Annotated in this window: 24 protein-coding genes; 19 read left to right on the forward strand and 5 right to left on the reverse strand. The window is 59.2% G+C overall.

Annotated elements, in window-relative coordinates; translation table 11 throughout:
- Positions 1-44: 44 nt before the first annotated feature.
- Positions 45-398 (reverse strand): hydroxyisourate hydrolase, encoded by a 354-nt coding sequence (gene uraH / locus DFS28_RS06235; RefSeq protein ID WP_111449004.1) that lies wholly within the window; start codon positions 396-398, stop codon positions 45-47.
- 422 nt (positions 399-820) lie between these two features.
- Between uraH and puuE the strand changes: the two genes are divergently transcribed.
- The 9 genes from puuE to DFS28_RS06280 all read left to right on the forward strand — a co-directional run bounded on the left by puuE (position 821) and on the right by DFS28_RS06280 (position 8,973).
- Positions 821-1,747, forward strand: coding sequence for an allantoinase PuuE (gene puuE / locus DFS28_RS06240; protein ID WP_111449005.1), 927 nt, complete (start codon positions 821-823; stop codon positions 1,745-1,747).
- Positions 1,744-2,259 carry a 2-oxo-4-hydroxy-4-carboxy-5-ureidoimidazoline decarboxylase gene (uraD, locus tag DFS28_RS06245; RefSeq protein ID WP_111449006.1) on the forward strand — a complete coding sequence of 172 codons (516 nt, stop codon included), beginning with the start codon at positions 1,744-1,746 and terminating at the stop codon, positions 2,257-2,259. The genes puuE and uraD overlap by 4 nt, the downstream gene beginning before the upstream one ends.
- Before the next feature lie 97 nt (positions 2,260-2,356).
- Entirely contained in the window at positions 2,357-3,352 is a 996-nt protein-coding gene (gene alc, locus DFS28_RS06250) for an allantoicase (protein ID WP_076027963.1), read from the forward strand.
- Between the two features lie 121 nt (positions 3,353-3,473).
- A complete protein-coding gene (locus tag DFS28_RS06255) occupies positions 3,474-3,977 on the forward strand; it encodes an ureidoglycolate lyase (protein ID WP_111449007.1) in 504 nt (167 codons plus the stop codon).
- A gap of 50 nt (positions 3,978-4,027) precedes the next feature.
- Positions 4,028-5,329, forward strand: a complete 1,302-nt coding sequence (locus DFS28_RS06260; protein ID WP_111449008.1) for a urate hydroxylase PuuD — start codon at positions 4,028-4,030, stop codon at positions 5,327-5,329.
- 189 nt (positions 5,330-5,518) lie between these two features.
- Positions 5,519-6,871: a nucleobase:cation symporter-2 family protein gene (locus DFS28_RS06270; protein WP_111449009.1), complete on the forward strand. Its 1,353-nt coding sequence runs from the start codon at positions 5,519-5,521 to the stop codon at positions 6,869-6,871.
- 155 nt (positions 6,872-7,026) lie between these two features.
- Positions 7,027-7,812, forward strand: a complete 786-nt coding sequence (locus DFS28_RS06275; protein WP_111449010.1) for an outer membrane protein OmpK — start codon at positions 7,027-7,029, stop codon at positions 7,810-7,812.
- Between the two features lies 1 nt (position 7,813).
- Positions 7,814-8,191, forward strand: a complete 378-nt coding sequence (locus DFS28_RS30395) for a hypothetical protein (protein ID WP_132834318.1) — start codon at positions 7,814-7,816, stop codon at positions 8,189-8,191.
- A complete protein-coding gene (locus DFS28_RS06280) occupies positions 8,188-8,973 on the forward strand; it encodes an outer membrane protein OmpK (RefSeq protein WP_111449011.1) in 786 nt (261 codons plus the stop codon). The genes DFS28_RS30395 and DFS28_RS06280 overlap by 4 nt, the downstream gene beginning before the upstream one ends.
- A 109-nt stretch (positions 8,974-9,082) precedes the next feature.
- On the opposite strand, the gene DFS28_RS06285 is transcribed toward DFS28_RS06280, so the two are convergent.
- Positions 9,083-10,255: a patatin-like phospholipase family protein gene (locus DFS28_RS06285; RefSeq protein WP_111449012.1), complete on the reverse strand. Its 1,173-nt coding sequence runs from the start codon at positions 10,253-10,255 to the stop codon at positions 9,083-9,085.
- A gap of 34 nt (positions 10,256-10,289) precedes the next feature.
- Positions 10,290-11,222 (reverse strand): lipid A biosynthesis lauroyl acyltransferase, encoded by a 933-nt coding sequence (locus tag DFS28_RS06290; protein WP_111449013.1) that lies wholly within the window; start codon positions 11,220-11,222, stop codon positions 10,290-10,292.
- Positions 11,223-11,340: 118 nt separating this feature from the next.
- On the opposite strand from DFS28_RS06290, the gene minC reads away from it, so the two are divergent.
- From minC to DFS28_RS06325, 8 genes are all read left to right on the forward strand, one after another.
- Positions 11,341-12,078 carry a septum site-determining protein MinC gene (minC, locus tag DFS28_RS06295; protein WP_033053358.1) on the forward strand — a complete coding sequence of 246 codons (738 nt, stop codon included), beginning with the start codon at positions 11,341-11,343 and terminating at the stop codon, positions 12,076-12,078.
- Positions 12,079-12,279: 201 nt separating this feature from the next.
- Entirely contained in the window at positions 12,280-13,092 is an 813-nt protein-coding gene (gene minD, locus DFS28_RS06300) for a septum site-determining protein MinD (protein WP_111449014.1), read from the forward strand.
- Positions 13,092-13,346 carry a cell division topological specificity factor MinE gene (gene minE / locus DFS28_RS06305; protein ID WP_095143988.1) on the forward strand — a complete coding sequence of 85 codons (255 nt, stop codon included), beginning with the start codon at positions 13,092-13,094 and terminating at the stop codon, positions 13,344-13,346. Before minD ends, minE begins: the two co-directional genes overlap by 1 nt.
- A 178-nt stretch (positions 13,347-13,524) precedes the next feature.
- A complete protein-coding gene (locus DFS28_RS06310; RefSeq protein WP_008146175.1) occupies positions 13,525-14,160 on the forward strand; it encodes an RluA family pseudouridine synthase in 636 nt (211 codons plus the stop codon).
- 147 nt (positions 14,161-14,307) lie between these two features.
- Positions 14,308-15,150 carry a hypothetical protein gene (locus DFS28_RS06315; protein ID WP_111449015.1) on the forward strand — a complete coding sequence of 281 codons (843 nt, stop codon included), beginning with the start codon at positions 14,308-14,310 and terminating at the stop codon, positions 15,148-15,150.
- Between the two features lie 106 nt (positions 15,151-15,256).
- Positions 15,257-16,546 (forward strand): M18 family aminopeptidase, encoded by a 1,290-nt coding sequence (locus DFS28_RS06320; protein WP_111449016.1) that lies wholly within the window; start codon positions 15,257-15,259, stop codon positions 16,544-16,546.
- A 141-nt stretch (positions 16,547-16,687) separates the two neighbouring features.
- Entirely contained in the window at positions 16,688-16,864 is a 177-nt protein-coding gene (locus tag DFS28_RS30590; protein ID WP_165934014.1) for a hypothetical protein, read from the forward strand.
- A 78-nt stretch (positions 16,865-16,942) separates the two neighbouring features.
- Positions 16,943-19,096, forward strand: a complete 2,154-nt coding sequence (locus tag DFS28_RS06325) for a mechanosensitive ion channel family protein (RefSeq protein ID WP_111449017.1) — start codon at positions 16,943-16,945, stop codon at positions 19,094-19,096.
- A gap of 88 nt (positions 19,097-19,184) precedes the next feature.
- Here the strand turns inward: DFS28_RS06325 and DFS28_RS06330 are convergent, their stop codons facing one another.
- The gene (locus DFS28_RS06330) at positions 19,185-20,858 is read right to left on the reverse strand and encodes a DEAD/DEAH box helicase (RefSeq protein WP_008146183.1); all 1,674 of its coding nucleotides are present in this window, start codon (positions 20,856-20,858) and stop codon (positions 19,185-19,187) included.
- A 421-nt stretch (positions 20,859-21,279) separates the two neighbouring features.
- Between DFS28_RS06330 and DFS28_RS06340 the strand changes: the two genes are divergently transcribed.
- Positions 21,280-22,071, forward strand: coding sequence for a crotonase/enoyl-CoA hydratase family protein (locus tag DFS28_RS06340; protein WP_111449018.1), 792 nt, complete (start codon positions 21,280-21,282; stop codon positions 22,069-22,071).
- A 54-nt stretch (positions 22,072-22,125) separates the two neighbouring features.
- On the opposite strand, the gene DFS28_RS06345 is transcribed toward DFS28_RS06340, so the two are convergent.
- Complete coding sequence (locus tag DFS28_RS06345) at positions 22,126-22,881, reverse strand: spermidine synthase (protein ID WP_076027973.1); 756 nt, start codon at positions 22,879-22,881, stop codon at positions 22,126-22,128.
- 149 nt (positions 22,882-23,030) lie between these two features.
- On the opposite strand from DFS28_RS06345, the gene DFS28_RS06350 reads away from it, so the two are divergent.
- On the forward strand, positions 23,031-24,377 hold the full coding sequence (locus DFS28_RS06350) for a class II 3-deoxy-7-phosphoheptulonate synthase (protein WP_111449019.1): 1,347 nt from the start codon (positions 23,031-23,033) through the stop codon (positions 24,375-24,377).
- Positions 24,378-24,391 lie beyond the last annotated feature (14 nt).

The raw sequence follows: 24,391 nt of genomic DNA on the forward strand, positions 1-24,391 counted from the left end.
CTATATGCGCAGTCGCTTCTCGGAGGAGGCAGCTGCTTGGGGAATCAACTGCCTCGATACGTCGAATAGCTGTACGGCGAAATCAGCAATGGCACGTGGTAGTGATCCTGTTCCGCAGAGATGCCAAAACGCAGCACCACCACATCCAGGAACGCCGGTTCTGGCAGCTGAACGCCACGGGCGCGGTAGTAATCGCCCGCATGAAACTGAACCTGATAGACCCCGGAACGGTAGTCATCGCCTTGCAGCAGCGGTGCATCGACCCGGCCGTCGCTGTTAGTGACGGCTGTAGCCACCAGTTCCAGCTGAGAACCTTCTACGCGATACAACTCGACCTTGATCGAGCTGCCCGGGCAACCATGTGCAGCGTCTAAAACGTGAGTAGTCAAACGTCCCATTGATTCTGCGCGCCTGCCTGCGTGGAGCAGTCAGACCTCGCGCCTCCCGAAGTCAGTTGAAAAGGAGACCGCACCGATTCGGAGCACGAAACGCTGCGGCGAGCGACTGATTAAGACACTTTTCAAAAAAATTGTACACAATAAAAACAACATATTTACTGCGATACCCGTCATTCAGGGATTCCCGCCGAATCTGCCCCCAAACCATAGGATCAAAGGACCTTCCATCCATTAGCTGACCAATCAGGCAGGTTTCTTGCAATAACATGTGAAGATGACAGTCAGTGAAAAATGCAAAAAAACAGGCTTACAAAGTGGATATAAAGTTGTATACAATCAGCCCATCGCTGTGACGCCAGCCTTGGATCTCATCGCCAGGCCGCTCACACAAACCGTTACCACGAATAAGAAGGAAGACTGCAGTGAGCGCTGACTACCCACGCGACCTGATCGGTTACGGCAGTAACCCTCCTCACCCACACTGGCCGGGCAATGCCCGCATCGCCTTGTCCTTCGTGCTCAATTACGAAGAAGGCGGCGAGCGCAATATCCTGCACGGCGATAAAGAATCCGAAGCCTTCCTTTCGGAAATGGTCTCGGCACAGCCGCTGCAAGGCGCGCGCAACATGAGCATGGAATCCCTTTACGAGTATGGCAGCCGAGCCGGCGTCTGGCGGGTTCTGAAACTGTTCAAGGAATTCGACATTCCGCTGACCATCTTCGCCGTGGCCATGGCCGCCCAGCGTCACCCGGACGTGATCCGCGCGATGGTCGATGCCGGCCACGAGATCTGCAGCCACGGCTATCGCTGGATCGACTACCAGTACATGGACGAAGCGCAAGAACGCGAGCACATGCTCGAAGCGATCCGCGTCCTCACCGAAATCACCGGCGAGCGCCCACTGGGCTGGTACACCGGCCGCACCGGTCCGAACACCCGTCGACTGGTGATGGAAGAAGGCGGTTTCCTCTACGACTGCGACACCTACGACGACGACCTGCCCTACTGGGAACCAAACAACCCGACCGGCAAGCCGCACCTGGTGATTCCGTACACGCTGGACACCAACGACATGCGCTTCACCCAGGTCCAGGGTTTCAACAAGGGCGACGATTTCTTTGAATACCTCAAAGACGCATTCGATGTGCTGTACGCCGAAGGTGCCGAAGCGCCGAAGATGCTGTCGATCGGTTTGCACTGCCGCCTGATTGGTCGTCCGGCGCGTCTGGCCTCGCTCAAACGCTTTATCGAATACGCTAAAAGTCATGAACAGGTGTGGTTCAGCCGTCGCGTCGACATCGCTCGCCACTGGCACGAAACCCACCCGTATCAAGGGGCCACGAAATGAGCCACTTCCAAACCCTGAAGCCGTCGACCCTGAGCCGCGATGCGTTTGTCGCCGCTTTCGCCGACATCTACGAACATTCGCCATGGGTGGCCGAAAAGGCCTTCGACCTGGGCCAGGACGCTTCGATCGACCAGATCGAAACCCTGCACCAGCGCATGAGCGACATCCTGTTGAGCGCCGATCACGCCAGTCAGCTTGAGCTGGTCGTCGCTCACCCGGACCTGGCCGGCAAAGCCGCCGTCCAGGGCCAGTTGACCGAAGCCAGCACGAATGAACAGGCTGGCGCCGGTATTCACCAATGCACGGCCGAAGAGTTTCAACGCTTCACCGAGCTGAACGACGCCTACAAGGCCAAGTTCAAGTTTCCCTTCATCATGGCGGTAAAAGGCAGCAACCGGCATCAGATCCTCGCGGCGTTCGAAACGCGCATTCACAACTCGGCCGACACCGAATTCAAATGCGCGCTGGCGGAGATTAACAAGATCGCCCTGTTCCGATTACTGACCCTATAGCGAGCTGCCCTTGTAAAAAGTACCCGGGTGTTGAAAACGCGAAGACACCCAGGGCAGCAAGCATCCCAAGCCAACTAATTAAAGGCAGACAAGAAGAATGAAAGCTTACGCCGTACCTTTCGAGAAGTTCGTCAACCTGGCCGACGCCCGCCTGGGCACCAAAATCATCTCGGTCACCGATGACTGGTTCGCTGATGCCAACCGCCTGTTCCAGCCGACCCCGGCTGTGTGGAAGGAGGGCGTGTTCGATGACAACGGCAAGTGGATGGACGGCTGGGAGTCGCGCCGCAAGCGCTTCGAAGGCTACGACAGCGCCGTGATCCGCCTGGGCGTTCCGGGTTCGATCAAGGGCGTGGACATCGACACTTCATTCTTCACCGGCAACTTCCCGCCGTCGGCCTCCCTGGAAGCGTGCTTCCTGGCCTCGGGCGAGCCGGACGACAACACCCAGTGGACTGAAGTGCTGTCCGCCGTCGAGCTGCAAGGCAACAGCCACCACTACCACGAAATCAGCAATGACAAGGCGTTCAGCCACCTGCGTTTCAACATCTACCCGGATGGTGGCGTGGCCCGTCTGCGTGTTTACGGTATTCCGTTCCGCGACTGGTCCGCTGTGGGCGACAACGAGCAAGTTGACCTGGCCGCAGCCCTGAACGGTGGCCGCGCCCTCGCCTGCTCCGACGAACACTTCGGCCGCATGAGCAACATCCTCAACCCGGGCCGTGGCATCAACATGGGCGACGGCTGGGAAACCGCACGTCGTCGTACGCCAGGCAATGACTGGGTCATCGTCGCGCTGGGTCATGCCGGCGAGATCGAAAAAGTCATCGTCGACACCCTGCACTTCAAGGGCAACTACCCGGACACGTGCTCGATCCAGGGCGCCTTCGTGAAGGGCGGCACCGACAGCCAGATCGAAACCCAATCGCTGTTCTGGCGCGAATTGCTGCCGGCGCAGAAACTGGAAATGCACGCCGAACACACCTTCGCCGAGCAGATCAAGGCGCTGGGCCCGATCACCCACATCCGCCTGAACGTGTTCCCGGATGGTGGTGTTAGCCGCCTGCGGGTATTGGGCAAGGTCGCTAAATAAGCGCTGAACTCAATCGCCAGCAGGCTGGCTCCCACAGGGAAATGCATTCCAAATGTGGGAGCTAGCCTGCTAGCGATAGCAACAGAACAAACAACACAGAATTCAAGGTAAGAAGACCAGCATGCGCACATTGACGATTGAACCGCTGACCAAAGAAGCCTTCGCCCCTTTCGGTGACGTGATCGAAACCGACGGCAGCGATCACTTCATGATCAACAACGGTTCGACCATGCGCTTTCACAAACTGGCGACGATGGAAACCGCCACGCCAGAGGACAAGGCGATCATCAGCATCTTCCGCGCCGACGCGCAGGATATGCCGCTGACCGTCAGCATGCTGGAGCGTCACCCGCTGGGCAGCCAGGCTTTCATTCCGCTGCTCGGCAACCCCTTTCTGATCGTGGTCGCGCCACTTGGCGATGAACCTGTATCAGGCTTGGTCCGCGCCTTCGTCACCAACGGCAGGCAGGGCATTAATTACCATCGCGGCGTCTGGCACCACCCGGTGCTGACGATCGAAAAGCGGGATGACTTCCTGGTGGTTGATCGCAGTGGCACAGGCAATAACTGCGATGAGCATTTTTTCAAAGAGGATGAGCGTTTGATCCTTGCCCCCCACCAATAAGAGAAGGTCTGATCACTCGACAACAGAGTGACAGGCGAGAGGTAAAGACTGTGGAAGCACATCTGTTGGAATGGCTGAACCTGAGCGTGCGCTGGGTTCACATGATTACTGGCGTGGCCTGGATCGGTGCGTCGTTCTATTTCGTCTGGCTGGAAAACAACCTCAATCGGGTCAACCCGAAAAGTGGTCTGGCGGGCGATTTGTGGGCGATCCACGGCGGCGGTATCTACCACCTGGAAAAATACAAACTGGCCCCACCGACCATGCCGGACAACCTGCACTGGTTCAAATGGGAAGCCTATTTCACCTGGCTGTCGGGGATCGCGCTGCTGTGCGTGGTGTTCTACTCCAACCCGACGCTGTACCTGCTGGCACCGGGCAGCAGCCTGACCGGCCCTGAAGGGGTCGCACTGGGCATTGCCTCGTTGTTCGTCGGCTGGTTCGTCTACTCCTTCCTCTGCGACTCGGCCCTGGGCAAACGCCCTGCCCTGCTCGGCGTCATCCTGTTCGTGCTGATCATTGGCGCCGCTTACGGCTTCAGCAAAGTGTTCAGCGGTCGTGGTGCGTACCTGCACGTCGGCGCGATCATCGGCACCATCATGGTCGGCAACGTGTTCCGCATCATCATGCCGGCGCAGCGCGCCCTGGTTGCCGCGATTGCCGAAAACCGCACGCCGGATCCGGCGCTGCCGGCCAAAGGCTTGCTGCGTTCGCGTCACAACAACTACTTCACCTTGCCGGTGCTGTTCATCATGATCAGCAACCACTTCCCGAGCACCTACGGCAGCCAATACAACTGGCTGATCCTGGCCGGGATCGCGGTGTTGGCGGTGTTGGTGCGTCACTACTTCAACACCCGTCATGACAGCCACAAATTTGCCTGGACCCTGCCCGTCGCGGCAGTGGGCATGATCTGCCTGGCTTACGTGACTGGCCCGGCGCAAATGCCTAGCGCCCCTGAAGTGGCCAAGGCGCCTGGCACCATCGAGTACCAGCCGCTGCCGGAAACTGCCCTCGGTGGTGGTGCCAAACCTGAAGCGGCGAAACCTGCTGCACCTGCCGCTGCACCGGCTCAGGCGTCCAACGCCGGCCCCGGTTTCGACAAGGTGCACAGTGTGATTCAGGAGCGTTGCGCAGTTTGCCATTCGGCCAAACCGACCAGCCCGCTGTTCAGTGCCGCACCGGCTGGCGTGATGTTCGATACCCCCGAGCAGATCCGCCAGAACGCGGCGCGCATCCAGGCACAAGCCGTCACCAGCCAGATCATGCCACTGGGTAACATCACCCAGATGACCCAGCAGGAGCGGGACCTGATCGGCGCGTGGATTGTTCAGGGAGCTCCCACCAATTAAATAGCAAAAGCTTCGCGGGCACCCCCACCTACAGGTACGACACATACCCTGTGGGAGCGGGCTTGCTCGCGAAAGCGTCGGGTCAGTCAACAGTAATGTTGAATCCAATGGCCTCTTCGCGAGCAAGCCCGCTCCCACAAGGTGGCGTGCTGCAAAAATCACAAGAATAAAAAAGATCCGAGGTGTTGCATGTCCGAGCTATCCAAAGCCCGCATCCCCGACGCACCCGCCATTCAGCGTTTGCCCCTTTTGCAGCTGATCCTGGTCGGCCTGCAACACGTTCTGCTGATGTACGGCGGAGCCATCGCGGTGCCGCTGATCATCGGACAGGCCGCTGGCCTGAGTCGTGAAGAAATCGCCTTCCTGATCAACGCGGACCTGCTGGTAGCCGGGATCGCTACCATCGTGCAGTCGCTGGGCATCGGCCCCATGGGCATCCGTATGCCCGTGATGATGGGCGCCAGTTTCGCCGCGGTCGGCAGCATGGTCGCCATGGCCGGCATGCCGGGCATCGGCCTGCAAGGGATCTTCGGCGCGACCATTGCCGCCGGATTCTTCGGCATGATCATCGCGCCATTCATGTCCAAAGTCGTACGCTTCTTCCCGCCTCTGGTGACCGGCACGGTCATCACCTCGATCGGTCTGTCGCTGTTCCCCGTGGCCGTGAACTGGGCCGGCGGTGGTGCAGGCGCCGCTCAATTCGGCTCGCCGATTTACCTGGCCATCGCCGCGCTGGTGCTGGCCACCATTCTGCTGGTCCACCGCTTCATGCGCGGTTTCTGGGTCAACATTTCCGTGCTGATCGGCATGTGCCTGGGTTACGTGCTCTGCGGCCTGATCGGCATGGTCGACCTGAGCGGCATGGCCCAGGCACCGTGGCTGCAATTCGTGACCCCGCTGCATTTCGGCATGCCGAAGTTCGAACTCGCACCGATCCTGTCCATGTGCCTGGTGGTGGTGATCATCTTCGTCGAGTCCACCGGGATGTTCCTGGCACTGGGCAAAATCACCGGTCAGGACGTCTGCCCACGGATGCTGCGTCGCGGTTTGTTGTGTGATGCCGGCGCCTCGTTCTTCGCCGGTTTCTTCAACACGTTCACCCACTCCTCTTTCGCGCAGAACATCGGCCTGGTGCAGATGACCGGCGTGCGTTGCCGCTCGGTGACCATCGTCGCCGGCGGTTTGCTGGTGGTGTTGAGTTTGTTGCCGAAAGCGGCGTTTCTGGTGGCCTCGATTCCACCCGCCGTACTGGGCGGCGCGGCGATTGCGATGTTCGGCATGGTCGCCGCCACCGGGATCAAGATTCTTCAGGAAGCCGACATCGGTGACCGTCGCAACCAGTTGCTGGTGGCGGTGAGCATCGGCATGGGGCTGATCCCGGTGGTCCGTCCGGAATTCTTCGCCCACCTGCCGATGTGGATGAGCCCGATCACCCACAGCGGCATCGCCATGGCCACGCTCAGTGCGCTGTCGCTGAACCTGCTGTTCAACATCCTCGGCGGCGCCGAACGCGCGGCCATCAACGACTGCCACGCGCACTAACAAGTAACAACACAAACCCTGTGGGAGCGGGCTTGCTCGCGAAGGCGTCGGATCAGCCGACATTCATGTTTCTGACACACCGCTTTCGCGAGCAAGCCCGCTCCCACAGGGGGAATACCTGCACCTCCAACAATAAAAACAAGAGGGAGCAACAGATGATTCGGACACAGACAAACATGCTGTTAGGCGGTGGTCTATTGGCCGCCAGTCAGGCCATGGCCGGCGATTTATTGCTGTGGCAGACCAACAGCCTGAGCTATCTGTATGGCAAGGATTTCGCGGTCAACCCGTCGATCCAGCAGACGATAACCTTTGAGCACGCCGACCGCTGGAAGTACGGCGACAACTTCCTGTTCGTCGACAGCACTTACTACAACGGCGAGAAAGACCGGAACAAAGGCGTTCACGCCTATTACGGCGAGTTCAGTCCGCGCCTGTCGTTCGGCAAAATCCTCGACCGCCGTTTTGAATTCGGCCCGATCAAGGACGTGTTGCTGGCCATGACCTACGAGAATGGCGAAGACGACACCGAGGCCTATCTGATTGGCCCCGGTTTCGACCTCGCAGTACCGGGCTTCAACTTTTTCACCTTGAACTTCTACTATCGCCAGACCGAAGGCTCGCGTCCCGGCGACGATGTCTGGCAGATCACGCCGGCCTGGTCCTACACCCTGCCATTGGGCAACTCGAACCTGTTGATCGACGGCTACATCGACTGGGTCGTGGATAACGACCAGAACTCACAGGGCTCCTACCACGCCAACCTGCACTTCAACCCGCAAATCAAGTACGACTTGGGCAAGGCCATGGGCTGGCGGGAGAAACAGGTGTACGTCGGCGTCGAATACAGCTACTGGAAAGACAAATACGGCATCGAAAACAGCGCCAACTTCGACACCAATGAAAACACCACCAGCCTGCTGGTGAAGGTGCACTTTTAAGATGGCCCGCAACCGTGCTCCAAACCTGTCGTCGGTGCGCTGTTGCGGGGCACTTGAGACCTGGCCAAGGAGTCAGTATTCTCCGCGGCCGCCCGAATCTGGTCTAAAAAAAAGCCCGGATTTAATTCCTGACCAGAAAGCCAACTTATCCCGGCACTGGACGGTACCAAGGCACTCCAAAACCACTCTCAATCGACTGCTCTTGAGCCGCCGAGCGGGAGATTTTTGGCTTTTCAAAAGCCTTGGCTCAGCTCTTGCTAACAGCACTGAAGCTGACCGAATGGATGATTTTTTACAGCTACAGAAAAAGGCGCCACACCAGAGCGCCGACCTTAAAAAAATAACGTGGAACACCTACTTTTTGGGAGCAACCGAATGAAACGTACGTGCACTAGCCTGATGCTGGCGGGATCATTGCTGGCCGGGGGCCAGGCCATGGCCGGCGACTTGCTGCAATGGCAGAACAACAGCCTGACCTACCTGTATGGCAAGGACTTCCAGGTCAACCCGCGCATTCAGCAGACGGTGACCTTCGAACACGCCGATGGCTGGAAATACGGCGACAACTTCATGTTCGTCGACAAGATTTTCTACAACGGCAAGGAAGATTCCTTCGCCGGTGAGAACACCTACTACGGTGAAATCAGCCCGCGCCTGTCGTTCGGCAAGATCTTCGATCAGAAACTCGAGTTCGGCCCGATCAAAGACGTGTTGCTGGCCATGACATACGAGTTCGGTGAAGACGACACCGAGTCCTACCTGATCGGCCCTGGTTTCGACCTGGCCATCCCCGGCTTCGACTACTTCCAGCTGAACTTCTACAACCGTCATACCGAAGGCGACCGCCCGGGGGACAATATCTGGCAGGTCACACCGGTCTGGTCCTACACCATCCCGGTGGGCGATTCGAACATCCTGGTCGATGGTTTCATGGACTGGGTGGTCGATAACGACGTCAACAAAAAAGGCGAATACCACGCCAACCTGCACTTCAATCCACAGGTCAAATACGACTTGGGCAAGGCGCTGAACCTGGGCGAGAAGCAGTTGTACGTGGGTGTCGAGTATGACTACTGGAAAAACAAGTACGGCATCGAAGACAGCCAGGGTTTCAAAACTGATCAGAGCGTGACCAGCTTCCTGGTCAAGGTGCACTTCTGATCCGGCGGCGTCTGTAAGGACGCCATCGCGAGCAGGCTCGCTCCCACATTGGAATGCATTTCAACTGTGGGAGCGAGCCTGCTCGCGAATGGCCGCAACACAAAAAATCTCAAGCCGAAACCACAGGCTCCGCCAACCCGAGAAACCGGCACAACTCCTCGCGCTTGGCCAACGCATCCCTGCGCCCCAAATCAATCAATTCGCTGCAATACCCCGACTCGAACAGCAGATAACTCAGCACCCCCGCCCCGCTCGTCTTGGTCGCCCCCGGCCCGCGCAGAAACAGACGCAGCGCCGCCGGCAACTCCTGTCGATGCCGCGCCGCAATCTCATCGATCGGCTGACTCGGCGAAATCACCAGCACCTCTACCGGCGCCACACCCAACGCGCGCGTCGGCGTGCCATCGGGCAGCAGATGACTGAACTGATTGAGCCGCTGCAGCAACTCGATGTCACTTTCCAGGCTGTCAATGAACGTGCTGTTGAGCATGTGCCCACCGATCTGCGCCAGGCTCGGCTGCTGGCCGGTGTAAGCGCGTTGCAGCGGTTGTTCCGGGTCGACACCGCGGGGGTTGCCGCTAACGCCCACTACCAGCACTCGGCTGGCGCCCAGGTGCAGCGCCGGGCTGATCGGTGCCGACTGACGTACCGCGCCGTCGCCGAAATACTCTTCACCGATTTTCACTGGCGCAAATAACAGCGGAATGGCCGAACTGGCCAGCAAGTGATCGACGGTCAATTGAGTGGGGACGCCGATTCGCCGATGGCGCAACCAGGCATTGATGGTGCCGCCGCCCTGATAAAAGGTCACCGCCTGACCGGACTCATAGCCGAACGCGGTCACCGCAACCGCCTGCAACTGCTTCTGTGCAATGGCCTCGGCAATCCCGCTCATCTGCAGTTTGTCGTCGAGCAATCCGCGCAGCGGCGAACTGTTGAGCAAAGCCACCGGCACCTGAGCGCCAATCCCGAGCAAACTGTGGGTGACAAAACGGCTGGCCTGATGGATCACACCCGGCCAGTCGCTGCGCAGCACCAAATGACTGCGAAAGCCCTGCCAGAAGGCTGTCAGACGTTGAATTGCACCACGGAAATCCATCGCCCCACTGGCGAGGCTGACCGCGTTGATTGCGCCGGCCGAGGTGCCGACGATCACCGGAAACGGATTGCTCGCGCCGACCGGTAACAGCTCGGCAATCGCCGCCAGCACACCCACCTGATAGGCCGCCCGAGCCCCGCCGCCGGAAAGAATCAACCCTGTAACCGGTTCAGCAGGACTCATCGCAACACTCCATGGTGCTTATAAGGACGGTGGTTCAACCGCGTTTTGCGTACAGCTTCGGCTCGCCCGGTGGACGACTCTTGAAACGGCGATGAGCCCAAAGGTATTGCTCTGGACATTCGCGCAAGACGCCTTCGACCCATTGGTTGATCCGCAGGCAATCGGCCTCTTCGGTTTCGCCGGGAAAACCCTCGAGCGGTGCATGAATCACCAGTCGATAACCGCTGCCGTCCGCCAGACGCTCCTGAGTGAACGGCACCACCAGCGCCTTGCCCAACCGTGCAAACTTGCTGGTGGCGGTGACGGTGGCAGCCTGAATCCCGAACAGCGGCACGAAGATACTTTGCTTGGCACCATAGTCCTGATCCGGTGCGTACCAGATTGCCCGGCCTGCGCGCAGCAATTTGAGCATGCCGCGCACATCGTCGCGCTCCACCGCCAGCGAATCGACGTTGTGCCGCTCGCGCCCCATGCGCTGGACGTAATCGAACAGCGGATTCTTGTGTTCGCGGTACATGCCATCGATGGTGTGCTGCTGGCCGAGCAACGCCGCGCCGATTTCCAGCGTGGTGAAATGAACGGCCATCAGGATCACGCCTTTGCCGTCGCGCTGGGCTTTTTTCAGATGCTCCAACCCTTCGACATGGGCCAGCTTTGCCAGACGCTCGCGCGACCACCACCAGCTCATGGCCATTTCGAAAAACGCGATGCCCGTTGAGCCGAAGTTTTCCTTGAGCAGGCGCTTGCGCTCGGCAGCGGTTTTTTCAGGGAAACACAGTTCCAGATTGCGCTTGGCAATGCGCCGTCTGTCGCCCGCTACTCGATACATCAATGCACCCAGGGCGCGACCGATCGACAGCAATGCCGGATACGGCAGCTGGACAATCAGCCACAACAGCCCCAAGCCACACCACAGCGGCCAGAAACGTGGAGATAGAAATGCTGTTCGAAAACGCGGGCGATCCATTAAAGGTTCCGGAAAGACAATGGCCGCGCATTCTACATCGTTCGACCCGGCTTGCGGCTCGCGGGCGTTCTCGTTATAAGTCTCGGCACTTTTAGTGACAAGTCGTTGTATGCCGACCATGAGCCAAACCGAACCGCTAGACCAAGATCCCGTGTTCCAGCTGAAGGGCAGCATGCTCGCCATTACGGTGCTGGAACTGGCTCGTAACGACCTCGAGAACCTCGATCGTCAACTGGCCGCCAAGGTCGCCCAGGCGCCTAACTTCTTCAGTAACGCGCCACTGGTGCTGGCCCTGGACAAACTCCCGGCCGGCGAAGGCGCAGTCGATCTGCCGGGCCTGATGCGCGTCTGCCGCCAGCATGGCCTGCGCACCCTGGCGATCCGTGCCAGCCGCATCGAAGACATTGCCGCGGCCATCGCGGTCGACCTGCCGGTGCTGCCCCCGTCCGGCGCCCGTGAGCGTCCGCTGGACCCGCTCGAAGGCCAAGTCCAGAAAAAACCGGAAAAACCGCCGGAGCCGACGATCAAGCCAACGAAAATCATCACCTCGCCCGTACGCGGTGGGCAGCAGATTTATGCCCAGGGCTGCGATCTGGTGGTGATCTCCTCGGTCAGTCCGGGGGCGGAACTTCTCGCCGATGGCAACATCCATGTATACGGCCCGATGCGTGGTCGAGTGTTGGCCGGCGTCAAAGGCGACACGAAAGCCAGGATTTTCTGTCAGCAAATGAGCGCTGAACTGGTTTCCATCGCAGGCCACTACAAGGTTTCGGAGGATCTGCGTCGCGACCCTTTGTGGGGCGCGGGCGTACAGGTCAGCCTGTCGGGCGATGTGTTGAACATCATTCGGCTTTAACGGATACTGCCGCATTTTCCAAACATCTCTAAAACGTAGCGAAAACGGCTCAAACGAAGTAGGAAAAAGGCCATAAGCAGTGTTTACCCGAGGTAAGCGCCGTTCTGGACCGAATTCCAGCCAAGGCTGTCCGACTGCAGTAGTTTTTCTAGAGATGTTTTTCAGGGGCTAAATGTCCTTTTTCCTTAGGGGTGAAACACCTTGGCCAAGATTCTCGTGGTTACATCCGGCAAGGGTGGTGTGGGTAAGACCACCACCAGTGCTGCTATCGGTACCGGCCTCGCACTGCGCGGCCACAAAACAGTTATCGTCGACTTCGACGTCGGTTTGCGTAATCTCGACCTGATCATGGGTTGCGAGCGCCGCGTGGTGTATGACTTCGTCAACGTGGTAAACGGCGAAGCCAACCTGCAACAAGCCCTGATCAAAGACAAACGCCTGGAAAACCTCTACGTACTGGCCGCCAGTCAGACCCGCGACAAAGACGCGCTGACCGTCGAAGGCGTGGAAAAAGTGTTGATGGCGCTGAAAGAAGACTTCGAATACGTGGTCTGCGACTCTCCAGCCGGCATCGAAAAAGGCGCCCACCTGGCCATGTACTTCGCAGACGAAGCGATTATCGTGACCAACCCGGAAGTGTCCTCGGTTCGTGACTCGGACCGCATGCTCGGCCTGCTGGCCAGCAAATCGCGCCGCGCTGAAAAGGGCGAAGAGGCGATCAAGGAACACCTGCTGCTGACCCGCTACAACCCGCAACGGGTCAGTGACGGCGAGATGCTCGGTGTCGAAGACGTCAAAGAGATTCTGGCGGTCGCCCTGCTGGGTGTCATTCCGGAATCCCAAGCGGTACTCAAAGCTTCCAACTCGGGCGTGCCAGTCATTCTCGACGACCAGAGCGATGCCGGTCAGGCATACAGCGATGCGGTCGATCGTCTGCTGGGCAAAGCCGTGGAGCATCGTTTTCTCGATGTAACGAAGAAGGGATTCTTCGAGCGCCTGTTTGGAGGTAGATAATGAATCTTTTTGACTTCTTTCGTGCCAGCAAAAAGGTCAACACCGCGTCGGTAGCGAAAGAGCGTCTGCAGATCATCGTGGCGCACGAACGCGGCCAGCGCAGTACACCGGACTACCTGCCAGCCTTGCAGAAGGAATTGGTCGAGGTCATCCGCAAGTACGTCAATATCGGGTCCGATGACGTGCACGTCGCTCTGGAAAACCAGGGCAGCTGCTCGATTCTGGAACTCAATATCACCCTGCCAGATCGCTAGTCGATCAGACAGGAGCCACGGCGGTTCAGGCTTGCGCTCCTGTAGGAGCCGAGCTTGCTCGCGATAGCATCACCTCGGTTTATCAGATAGACCGAGTTGCCTGCATCGCGAACAAGCTCGGCTCCTACAGAGTGTGGAGGCCTGAGCCGCCGTTGGCGTTTGTTACGAGGCTGTTTTAATGCCGCTGTCCAACATCCGCATCATCCATCAGGACGCCGCCGTACTGGTGGTGAACAAACCGACCCTGCTGCTCTCCGTCCCCGGCCGGGCTGATGACAACAAGGATTGCCTGATTACCCGCCTGCAAGAAAACGGTTACCCGGAAGCACGAATCGTCCATCGTCTGGACTGGGAAACCTCTGGCATTATTCTGTTGGCCCGTGATCCGGACACCCATCGCGAGCTGTCTCGGCAATTTCACGACCGCGAAACCGAAAAGGCCTACACCGCCCTGTGCTGGGGACAACCGGAACTGGACAGTGGCAGCATCGATCTGCCCTTACGCTACGATCCGCCGACCAAGCCACGCCATGTGGTGGACCATGAATTCGGCAAACATGCCCTGACCTTCTGGCGGGTATTGGAGCGTTGCGGCGACTGGTGTCGTGTCGAATTGACGCCAATCACCGGCCGCTCCCATCAGTTGCGCGTGCACATGCTTTCCATCGGCCACCCACTGCTGGGTGACGGACTGTATGCCCACGAGCAAGCGCTGGCGGCCTGGCCACGACTCTGTTTGCACGCGAGCATGCTGAGCTTCACTCACCCGCAAAGCGGCGAACGCTTGCGCTTCGAGTGCCCAGCTCCTTTTTAAGCAACCGCCGAACCAAAAACCGCCCTTCCATTGAAGGGCGTTTTTATTTCTTGTTACAAATCGCCGTGAAAATGACGTGAAATTATTGTCATGAATTTGTAATGAAACGTAAAATGCCAGCACTTTGATATCAGGCAGGAAGCCCTCGTGCTCAGCAATAAGACATTCCAAGACGACTACCCGTTCACCTTCTGCCTGTTCAACACCACGCTACACCTTAGCGAGCAACCTTCAGCCGAAGCACAACAGGCGCTTGAACAGCTCATACACAAACGACGCACCCACAAACTCGCCCGTGCAAGTGCGCCGCTTGCCTCCGGCGATACGCCACTGTTTGCCAAGGTCCAGCCGCTGGATACCCTGAAGGCAAAAGTGCGCGTGACCTTTGGCAAACCACAGCGCAATGGTCGATTCGACTGGCCGCTGGAAGAATTGATCAATACGCTCGAAGCGCAGCGCCGTGGCGTACAAATGCCGCCTCTGCAAGGGTTCGGTTACACCAAGGACCGACTGGGGCTGACCCAGGAATACTTCATTATCACCCGCCTGCTCGACGACCATATCGACGGCGTGCAATGGCTTAAACGCAACCCGGACAGCGTCGAAACATTCGTTCTCGACGCCTTCGAATTGCTGAGTTCCTTGTCGCGCAAAAACATCACGCACATGGATTTCTGGGCTGGCAACATCATGATCCCGCAAACACCACAGACTCCGCTCAAAGCCATCGACTTTGAAAACTGCTTTGCCGGCCAGACAAACCATCAAAGCGAAACCCTGGGTTTTCAACTGGGCTTCTTCTATCACCGGGATATCTACAAGCTCATCACCGAAGCCGCCTATGACCGACTGGTGGACGAGTACATTCGACAGATCCCGGGGATATCGAAGGAAAAATTCAACGAGGTATACCTCGCGAGCAAACATGAATATGTGGGCCGCAAGCAACGCCGCGAAGTGTTCCTCAATGGCAACCTGATCACCGGTTGACTCGCCCTCTTCGCCAATCGGCAGCTGGCGCACGTTGAACGGCATTGTCGCTGCAATGCCGTGAGCCAATACGTTAAACTCGCGCCATTGCTGTCTGGAGCTACTTATGCGCGAAGAGTTGAACCAAGGCCTGATTGATTTCCTCAAGGCCTCCCCTACCCCATTCCATGCCACCGCCAGCCTTGTTCAGCGCCTGGAAGCGGCGGGCTATCAACGCCTTGACGAGCGCGAGCCATGGGCCACTGAAGCCAACGGTCGTTACTACGTCACCCGTAACGACTCGTCGATCGTCGCGTTCAAGATGGGCCGTCATTCGCCCCTGCACGGCGGCATTCGCTTGGTTGGCGCGCACACCGACAGCCCGTGCCTGCGGGTCAAACCCCAGCCGGAGCTGCAACGTCAGGGTTTCTGGCAACTGGGCGTCGAAGTCTATGGCGGCGCACTGCTGGCGCCATGGTTCGACCGCGACCTGTCCCTGGCCGGCCGCGTGACCTTCCGCCGTGACGGCAAGGTCGAGAGCCAGTTGGTCGACTTCAAGGCGCCGATCGCCATCATCCCGAACCTGGCCATTCACCTGAACCGTGAAGCCAACATGGGCTGGGCGATCAACGCCCAGACCGAACTGCCGCCGATCCTCGCGCAATTTGCCGGTGATGAGCGCGTGGACTTCCGCGCCGTGCTCACCGATCAACTCGCCCGCGAACATGGCTTGAACGCCGACGTGGTGCTGGACTATGAGCTGAGCTTCTACGACACCCAAAGCGCTGCGGTCATCGGCCTGCATGGCGATTTCATTGCCGGGGCGCGCCTGGACAACCTGCTGTCGTGCTACGCCGGCCTGCAAGCCTTGCTGACCACCGAAACCGAAGAAACCTGCGTGCTGGTCTGCAACGATCACGAAGAAGTCGGTTCCTGCTCGGCCTGCGGCGCCGATGGTCCGATGCTGGAGCAGACGCTGCGTCGCCTGCTGCCTGAAGGCGATGAGTTCGTGCGCACCATTCAGAAATCCCTGTTGGTCTCGGCTGACAATGCCCACGGCGTGCACCCCAACTACGCCGACAAGCACGATGCCAATCACGGCCCGAAACTCAACGCCGGCCCGGTGATCAAGGTCAACAGCAACCAGCGCTACGCCACCAACAGCGAAACCGCCGGGTTCTTCCGTCACCTGTGCATGGCCGAAGAAGTGCCGGTACAGAGCTTCGTGGTGCGCAGCGACATGGGTTGCGGCTCGACCATCGGCCCGATCACCGCCAGCCACCTGGGCGTGCGCACCGTCGACATCGGCCTGCCAACCTTCGCCATGCACTCGATCCGTGAACTGTGCGGCAGCCATGACCTGGCACATCTGGTCAAAGTGCTGAGCGCGTTTTACGCCTGCCGCGAACTGCCGTAGCTCGTGCAGGAGCATGGCTTGCCAGCGATGGCGATCTTAAGGAAGCCATCGCTGGCAAGCCATGCTCCTACAGGTGTTCACCACCGATCGCTCAAAAGCCACCTAGACTTTAACTACCCCCTTTCGACAAGGCAGTCGCTCATGATCTCGTTGTCTTCGTTTCACGCCATGCTGGTTCCGATTCTTGCCGGGATGATCATGCTGGCAATCGGTTTCAATTTTCGTGACAAGAACGCTGGCGTTTTCGCGATGTGGATCGGCATGCTGATGATCCTCGCCACCGTGGTTTTCAAGATCCTCGCCAAACTCAACGAATAAATCCTCGCCCCTGGCTCGCATTGATTTTGACGGGCTCGTACACTCGGTCGATCCGCTCATCCCGAGGTTGACCGCCTAGTGTTCGCTCGTCTTTTTGCCCTGCCGTGTTTATTCCTTGTCTGCCTCATGACGCTGCTGCCGACGGCACCCGCCCAGGCGGTCGGCTTGCCCAGCCTGCTCAACAGCTCGGCAAAACAGCCGGAGGCGCAAGAGCCCTTGGGGCAATCCCTGGACGAAGTGATCAAGTCACTGGAGAACGATCAGCAACGCACCAAACTGCTGGCGGATTTGAAGAAGCTGCGCGACGCCACCAAAAAGGCCCAGCCAGTCACCGAAGTAGGCGTCCTGGGACTGATCGGCGGCACCCTGGCCAGTTTCGAAAAACAGTTTTCAGGCGCAGACAGCCCTCTCACTCGCTGGTCCGAAGAGCTCAAACTGGCTCAGGATGAACTGACAGCACTGGCGCTGCCGGCCAATGAATGGCTGCCGATCATCTTTGCCTTTGCCATGATCCTGATGATCTGGAGCTTGCTGGCCGCGGCGCTGATCTGGGTCAGCCACCGAGTACGCATGCGCTTTGGCCTGACCGAAGAACTGCCGCAGCACCCCAAGGCCCTGGACATGTTGCGTTTCGCCCTGCGCAAACTCGGGCCGTGGCTGATTGCGTTGGTCATGACGGTCTACATGAGCTACGCCCTGCCTTCATCATTGGGCAAAAGTCTGGCCATGGTGCTGGCTTATGCGCTGGTGGTTGGCACCTGTTTTTCGGCAATCTGCGTGATCGCCTTTTCGGTGCTCGACGGCCCACACCGCCACCGCGCCCTATACATCCTGCGGCATCAAGCCTTTCGGCCGCTGTGGCTGATTGGCAGTTTTGCCGCCTTCGGTGAAGCACTGAGCGATCCGCGACTGGTCGAAAGCCTTGGCAGTCATCTGGCGCACACCGCCGCGACGGTCGCCAACGTACTGGCGGCATTGTTCACGGGGCTGTTCATCCTGCGGTTCCGTCGTCCCATCGCCCACTTGATCCGCAACCAACCGCTGTCCCGACGCCTGACCCGCCGCGCCCTCAGCGACACGATCGAAATTCTCGGGACCTTCTGGTACATGCCGGCGCTGGTGCTGGTGGGGATTTCGCTGTTCGCCACGTTCGTCTCGGCCGGCGATACCAGCACCGCGCTGCGTCAGTCGCTGATCTGCACCGTGCTGCTGGTGTTGTGCATGGTCATCAACGGCTTGGTGCGCCGACATTCACTCAAACCACAGCGCAGCGTGAAGCGTCATGCACTGTATTCGGATCGTCTGAAAAGCTTCTTCTACACACTCGCCCACCTGGTGGTATGGCTGGCGTTCATCGAACTCGGCCTGCGGGTCTGGGGCATGTCGCTGATCCGCTTCACTGAAGGCGAAGGCCACGAAGTCAGCGTCAAACTGTTCAGCCTCGGCGGCACGCTGATTTTTGCCTGGCTGATCTGGATTCTCAGCGACACCGCCGTGCACCACGCCCTCACCCGTTCGCGCAAAGGTCTGGCGAATGCTCGCGCGCAGACGATGATGCCGCTGATTCGCAACGTCTTGTTCGTGGCGATTTTCATCATTGCGCTGATCGTCGCCCTGGCGAACATGGGCATGAACGTCACGCCATTGCTGGCCGGTGCCGGTGTGATCGGTCTGGCCATCGGTTTCGGTGCACAGTCACTGGTGGCGGACCTGATCACCGGGTTGTTCATCATCATCGAAGACTCGCTGGCCATCGACGACTACGTGGACGTCGGCGGCCACCTGGGCACCGTCGAAGGGCTGACCATTCGCACCGTGCGCCTGCGGGACATTGACGGCATCGTCCACACCATTCCATTCAGCGAAATCAAAAGCATCAAGAACTACTCCCGGGAATTCGGCTACGCGATTTTCCGGGTGGCGATACCTTCCAACATGGACATCGATAACGCGATCAAACTGATGCGCGACGTCGGCCAGAAGATGCGCACCGACCCACTGCAACGGCGCAACATCTGGTCGCCACTGGAGATTCAGGGTGTCGAGAGTTTCGAGTCAGGCAACGCGATTCTCCGCGCCCGGTTCAAGACCGCGCCGATCAAGCAATGGGAAGTGTCCCGAGCGTTCAACCTGTCACTCAAGCGACACCTGGACGAAGCCGGACTCGACCTGGCGACGCCACGCATGAGCGTGCAGGTGATTACCACAGGCGGAGGAACAGTGACGGAGTAACCCTCGCCACAACTACAAACGGCAGGCAAAAAAAATCCCCGAACCAGTCGGGGATTTTTTATGTTCGATCAATCAGCCCGAGAGCGGATCAATCTTCGCGATAGCGACGCAGCTTCAACTGCTTACCAGCAACGCGAGTGTCCTTCAGCTTGGTCAGCAGACGCTCCAGACCATCTTCCGGCAGCTCAACGAGGCTGAAGCTGTCACGCACCTGGATGCGACCGATTGCTTCGCGAGCCAGACCACCCTCATTGAGGATAGCGCCCAGCAGGTTCTTGGCCGCGATACCATCACGCGCACCCAGCGCGGTACGGCAACGAGCACGACCTTCGGCCAATGGAACCGGAGCACGACGCTCACGATCACCACGGTCCGGACGATCACCGGTACGCTCTGGACGATCGCCACGCGGTGCGTTGTTCGGCACCAGTGGACGTTCTTTCTCGATGGCTGCCAGGGTCAACGCCTGAGCGTTGGTTGCCTTGCGCAGCAGAGCAGCGGCCAGTGCACGCGGGGTGCAACCGATGTCGGCAGTCAGGCGATCCAGCAGATCACCGTGGGTCGATTCGGCATCAGCGACCAACGGCGACAGGCTGTTGGTCAGTTTCTTGATGCGGGCATCGAGAACAGCCTGAGCGTCCGGCAGGCGAACTTCGGCAACTTTCTGACCGGTTACACGCTCGATCACTTGCAGCATGCGGCGCTCGCGCGGAGTCACCAGCAGCAGTGCACGACCTTCGCGACCGGCACGGCCGGTACGGCCGATACGGTGAACGTAGGACTCTGGATCGTACGGCATGTCAACGTTGAACACGTGAGTGATGCGCGGAACGTCCAGACCACGAGCAGCAACGTCGGTCGCCACAACGATGTCCAGACGGCCATCCTTGAGGGATTCGATCACGCGCTCACGTTGGTTCTGAGCAATGTCACCGTTCAGCGCAGCGGCTTTGTAGCCTTTGGCTTCCAGGGCACTGGCCAGGTCCAGGGTCGCTTGCTTGGTGCGCACGAACATGATCAGGGCATCGAAGTCTTCAACTTCCAGCAGGCTCAATACAGCCGAGGTCTTCTGGTCAGCGTGAACCAACAGGTGAGCCTGTTCGATCGCGGTAACGGTCTGAGTCTTGGTCTGGATCTTCACGTGTTGCGGATCGCGCAGATGGCGCTCGGCAATGGCACGGATCGACTGCGGCAAGGTAGCCGAGAACAATACGGTCTGACGGGTTGGAGGCAAGGCCTTGAAGATAACTTCGAGGTCGTCCATGAAACCCAGTTTGAGCATTTCGTCCGCTTCGTCGAGAACCAGGTGGTTCACGGTCGACAGAACTTTTTCGTCGCGACGCAGGTGGTCGCACAGACGGCCCGGAGTGGCGACAACGATCTGTGCGCCATTACGGATTGCTTTCAGTTGTGGACCCATAGGGGCGCCGCCGTAAACGGCCACAACGGTAACGCCCGGCATTTGCTTGGCGTAGGTTTCGAAAGCGGTTGCTACTTGCAGCGCCAACTCACGGGTTGGCGCCAGGATCAGGGCTTGCGGCTCGCGCTTAGCAGGATCGATGCGATGCAGGATCGGCAGGGCGAACGCGGCGGTTTTACCCGTACCGGTTTGCGCCTGACCAATCATGTCGTGACCGGCCATGATGATCGGGATCGATTGCTGCTGAATAGCCGAAGGCTCTTCGTAGCCAGTCGCAATGACGGCTGCAAGAATATTCGGATTAAGATTAAAAGCGGCGAAGCCGCCGGTTTCCTGGGTCATGGGTCTGCCTCTAAGTGCATCCGCAAAGACCCATGCTCCAAAGCTGCGCATGCCGTGTAAGACTCAAGAGTCGCCCTGGCTGCTTTGTCGGCGGGGATTTGCGAAAACGAATGAATGAAAAAGATTCGTCAAGGGAGAGTCCGCTGTGCGGACGTGCAGCCGAAGCTGACTTCGGGGAATTGCGCTACCTAAACGCGGCCCGGTTAAAGGCCGGCGCGCACTATACCGGAATTCGCTCAAAAAGGGAGCTTTATTTGTCGGAAAACTGCCGTTTACAGCGTTCTGTCACACGCTTTGCAGACAATCGGGCAACAGTCTATTTTTCAAAGGCCCAGCCCTGCTGACGATCGCGCTAAAACGGTTCACCCTTGTGACGCAGACCTGCCGTCTGACACCTCCTTCCCGCCCGAGGAAATGCACCATGAATCAGCCCTGCTCCAGTCGTGTGAGCCGTGAACGGCACGGTCATGTCCTGATGATCGGCCTGGATCGAGTGGCCAAACGCAACGCCTTCGATCTCGACCTGCTCAATGAACTGAGCCTGGCCTATGGCGAGTTCGAGGCCGACAGCGAAGCACGGGTGGCGGTGGTGTTCGGCCATGGTGAGCATTTCACCGCTGGGCTCGACCTGGTCAGTGCCAGCGCGGCCCTGGCTGACGGCTGGCAGGTACCGCCCGGCGGCTGCGATCCGTGGGGGGTGTTCGCCGGCCCCAGAGTGAGCAAACCGGTGATTGTCGCCGCGCAAGGCTACTGCCTGACCATCGGAATCGAATTGATGCTGGCCGCCGATATCAACCTGTGCGCCAGCAATACCCGCTTCGCCCAGAAAGAAGTGCAACGCGGGCTCTTCCCGTTCGGCGGTGCCACCTTGCGCCTGCATCAGGTCGCTGGCTGGGGCAATGCCATGCGCTGGCTGCTGACCGGCGATGAGTTCGATGCCCATGAGGCGTTGCACCTGGGGTTGGTGCAGGAAGTCATGGCCAGCGAGGACCTGCTGCCACGGGCGATGGCGTTGGCTGAACGGATTGCCCGGCAGGCGCCGCTTGGGGTTCAGGCGACGTTGATGTCAGCAAGGCAGGCGCGTTATGAAGGGGAAACAGCGGCGGCTCAGGCATTGCCACCGATGGTGAAGAAGTTGCTGACCAGCGAGGATGCCAAGGAAGGCGTGCGGTCGATGATCGAGAAGCGACCCGGAGTCTTCAAGGGCTGCTGACTGCCCACCTGTGGTGAGGGGATTTATCCCCTCACCACAGTACCTCGCGAGCCTTCACGTCGCCGGGCGGATTGCCTTGATCAACGACTGCAACGAATACCCCAACCGCGGCGCCAGCCCTTCGGCGCGGGCGATCAAGCCGTCCATGTCCAGTTCCTGATCCAGCTCCGAAGGCACGAGCAGAATCACATTGCCCTCCTTCACCGGCAGTTCCCAGTAATGCCGGTGATAGAGCCCGCGAAACAATGCGGCGCCCAACGGTTTGCCATCATCGGTGGCCCACTGATTGATCACCAGCCAACCACCCGGGTTCAGGCGTTTCTGACAGTTTTCCAGGAAATTCCACGCCAGATGCCCGACACCCGGCCCGACATCGGTATAGAGGTCGACAAAAATCAGATCCGCCGGCTCAGCGGTATCGAGCAGCTCCAGCGCATCGCCCACCCGGATATACAGCCGCGGATCGTCATCCAGCCCAAGGTATTCAATGGCCAGGCGCGGCACGTCAGGGCGCAGCTCGATGGCTTCGACGTCTTCCAGCGGCAAGAACTTGAGGCAGGCCTGGGTCAGTGTGCCGGCACCGAGGCCGAGGAACAGCGCGGTTTCCGGCTGCTCGTGGCACAACGCGCCAATCAGCATCGCCCGGGTGTAATCGTATTCGAGCCAGCTCGGGTCAGCCGTGAACACGCAGCTCTGTTCGATGGCATCACCGAACTCGAGAAAACGGTAATCGGCCACTTCCAGCACGCGAATCACGCCGAACTCATCCTGTACCTCGGCGAGCAGATGCTCGACGCGCTCCTCAGTCATTTCGTCTCCTGATCGTCGCCGTGCCCGGCAACGTACTAAAACCGCGGAGTGGCGCGGCAAAAGCGCGATTGTCCGCGAAGCGACGGGAACAGGTCACGCACTAATTGCTGATAACATGACCGTCCGAGCGTAAAACACTAGAGACCGTGATGAGCCAACCCTGGAGCCCTGACAGCTGGCGCGCCCTGCCGATCCAGCAACAACCCCAATACCCCGACGCGGCGCATTTGCTGCACGTCGAGCAAACGCTGGCCAGTTATCCGCCGCTGGTGTTTGCCGGTGAAGCCCGGGAGTTGCGCCGTCAGTTTGCCGAAGTGACTCAGGGCCGCGCGTTTCTGCTGCAGGGCGGCGATTGTGCCGAAAGCTTCGCCGAGTTCTCCGCCGCGAAAATCCGCGACACCTTTAAAGTCCTGCTGCAAATGGCGATCGTCATGACCTTCGCCGCCGGTTGCCCGGTGGTCAAGGTCGGACGCATGGCCGGGCAGTTCGCCAAGCCGCGTTCGGCCAACGATGAAACCATCGACGGCGTCACCCTGCCGGCCTACCGTGGCGACATCGTCAACGGCATCGGCTTCGACGAAAAAAGCCGAGTGCCGGACCCGGAGCGCTTGCTCCAGTCCTACCACCAGTCCACCGCGACCCTGAACCTGTTGCGCGCCTTCGCCCAAGGCGGTTTTGCCGACCTGCATCAGGTGCACAAGTGGAACCTGGACTTCATCGCCAACTCGGCACTGGCCGAGAAGTACAGCCATCTGGCCGATCGCATCGATGAAACCCTGGCGTTCATGCGCGCCTGCGGCATGGACAGCTCGCCGCAACTGCGCGAAACCAGTTTCTTCACCGCCCACGAAGCGCTGTTGCTGAACTATGAAGAAGCCTTCGTGCGTCGCGACAGCCTGACCAACGATTACTACGATTGCTCGGCGCACATGCTGTGGATCGGCGACCGCACCCGTCAGCTCGACGGCGCTCACGTTGAGTTCCTGCGGGGCGTGAACAATCCAATCGGGGTCAAAGTCGGCCCGAGCATGAACCCCGAAGACCTGATTCGCCTGATCGATGTGCTCAACCCGGACAACGATCCGGGCCGTCTGAACCTGATTGCGCGGATGGGTGCGAACAAGGTCGGCGACCACCTGCCGCAACTGATCCGTGCCGTGCAGCGCGAAGGCAAGCAGGTGCTGTGGAGTTGCGACCCGATGCACGGCAACACCATCAAGGCCAGCAGCGGCTACAAGACCCGCGACTTTGCGCAGATTCTTGGTGAGGTGAAACAGTTCTTCCAGGTTCACGAAGCGGAAGGCACGTATGCCGGCGGCATCCACATTGAGATGACCGGACAGAATGTCACTGAGTGCATTGGTGGCGCGCGGCCGATTACCGAAGACGGCTTGTCGGATCGGTATCACACCCATTGCGACCCGCGGATGAATGCGGATCAGTCGCTGGAGTTGGCGTTTTTGATTGCTGAAACCCTGAAGCAAGTCCGCCGCTAAATCGCAGCGCCTCC

The organism is Pseudomonas sp. 478 (genome assembly GCF_003254125.1).
Classification (GTDB): domain Bacteria; phylum Pseudomonadota; class Gammaproteobacteria; order Pseudomonadales; family Pseudomonadaceae; genus Aquipseudomonas.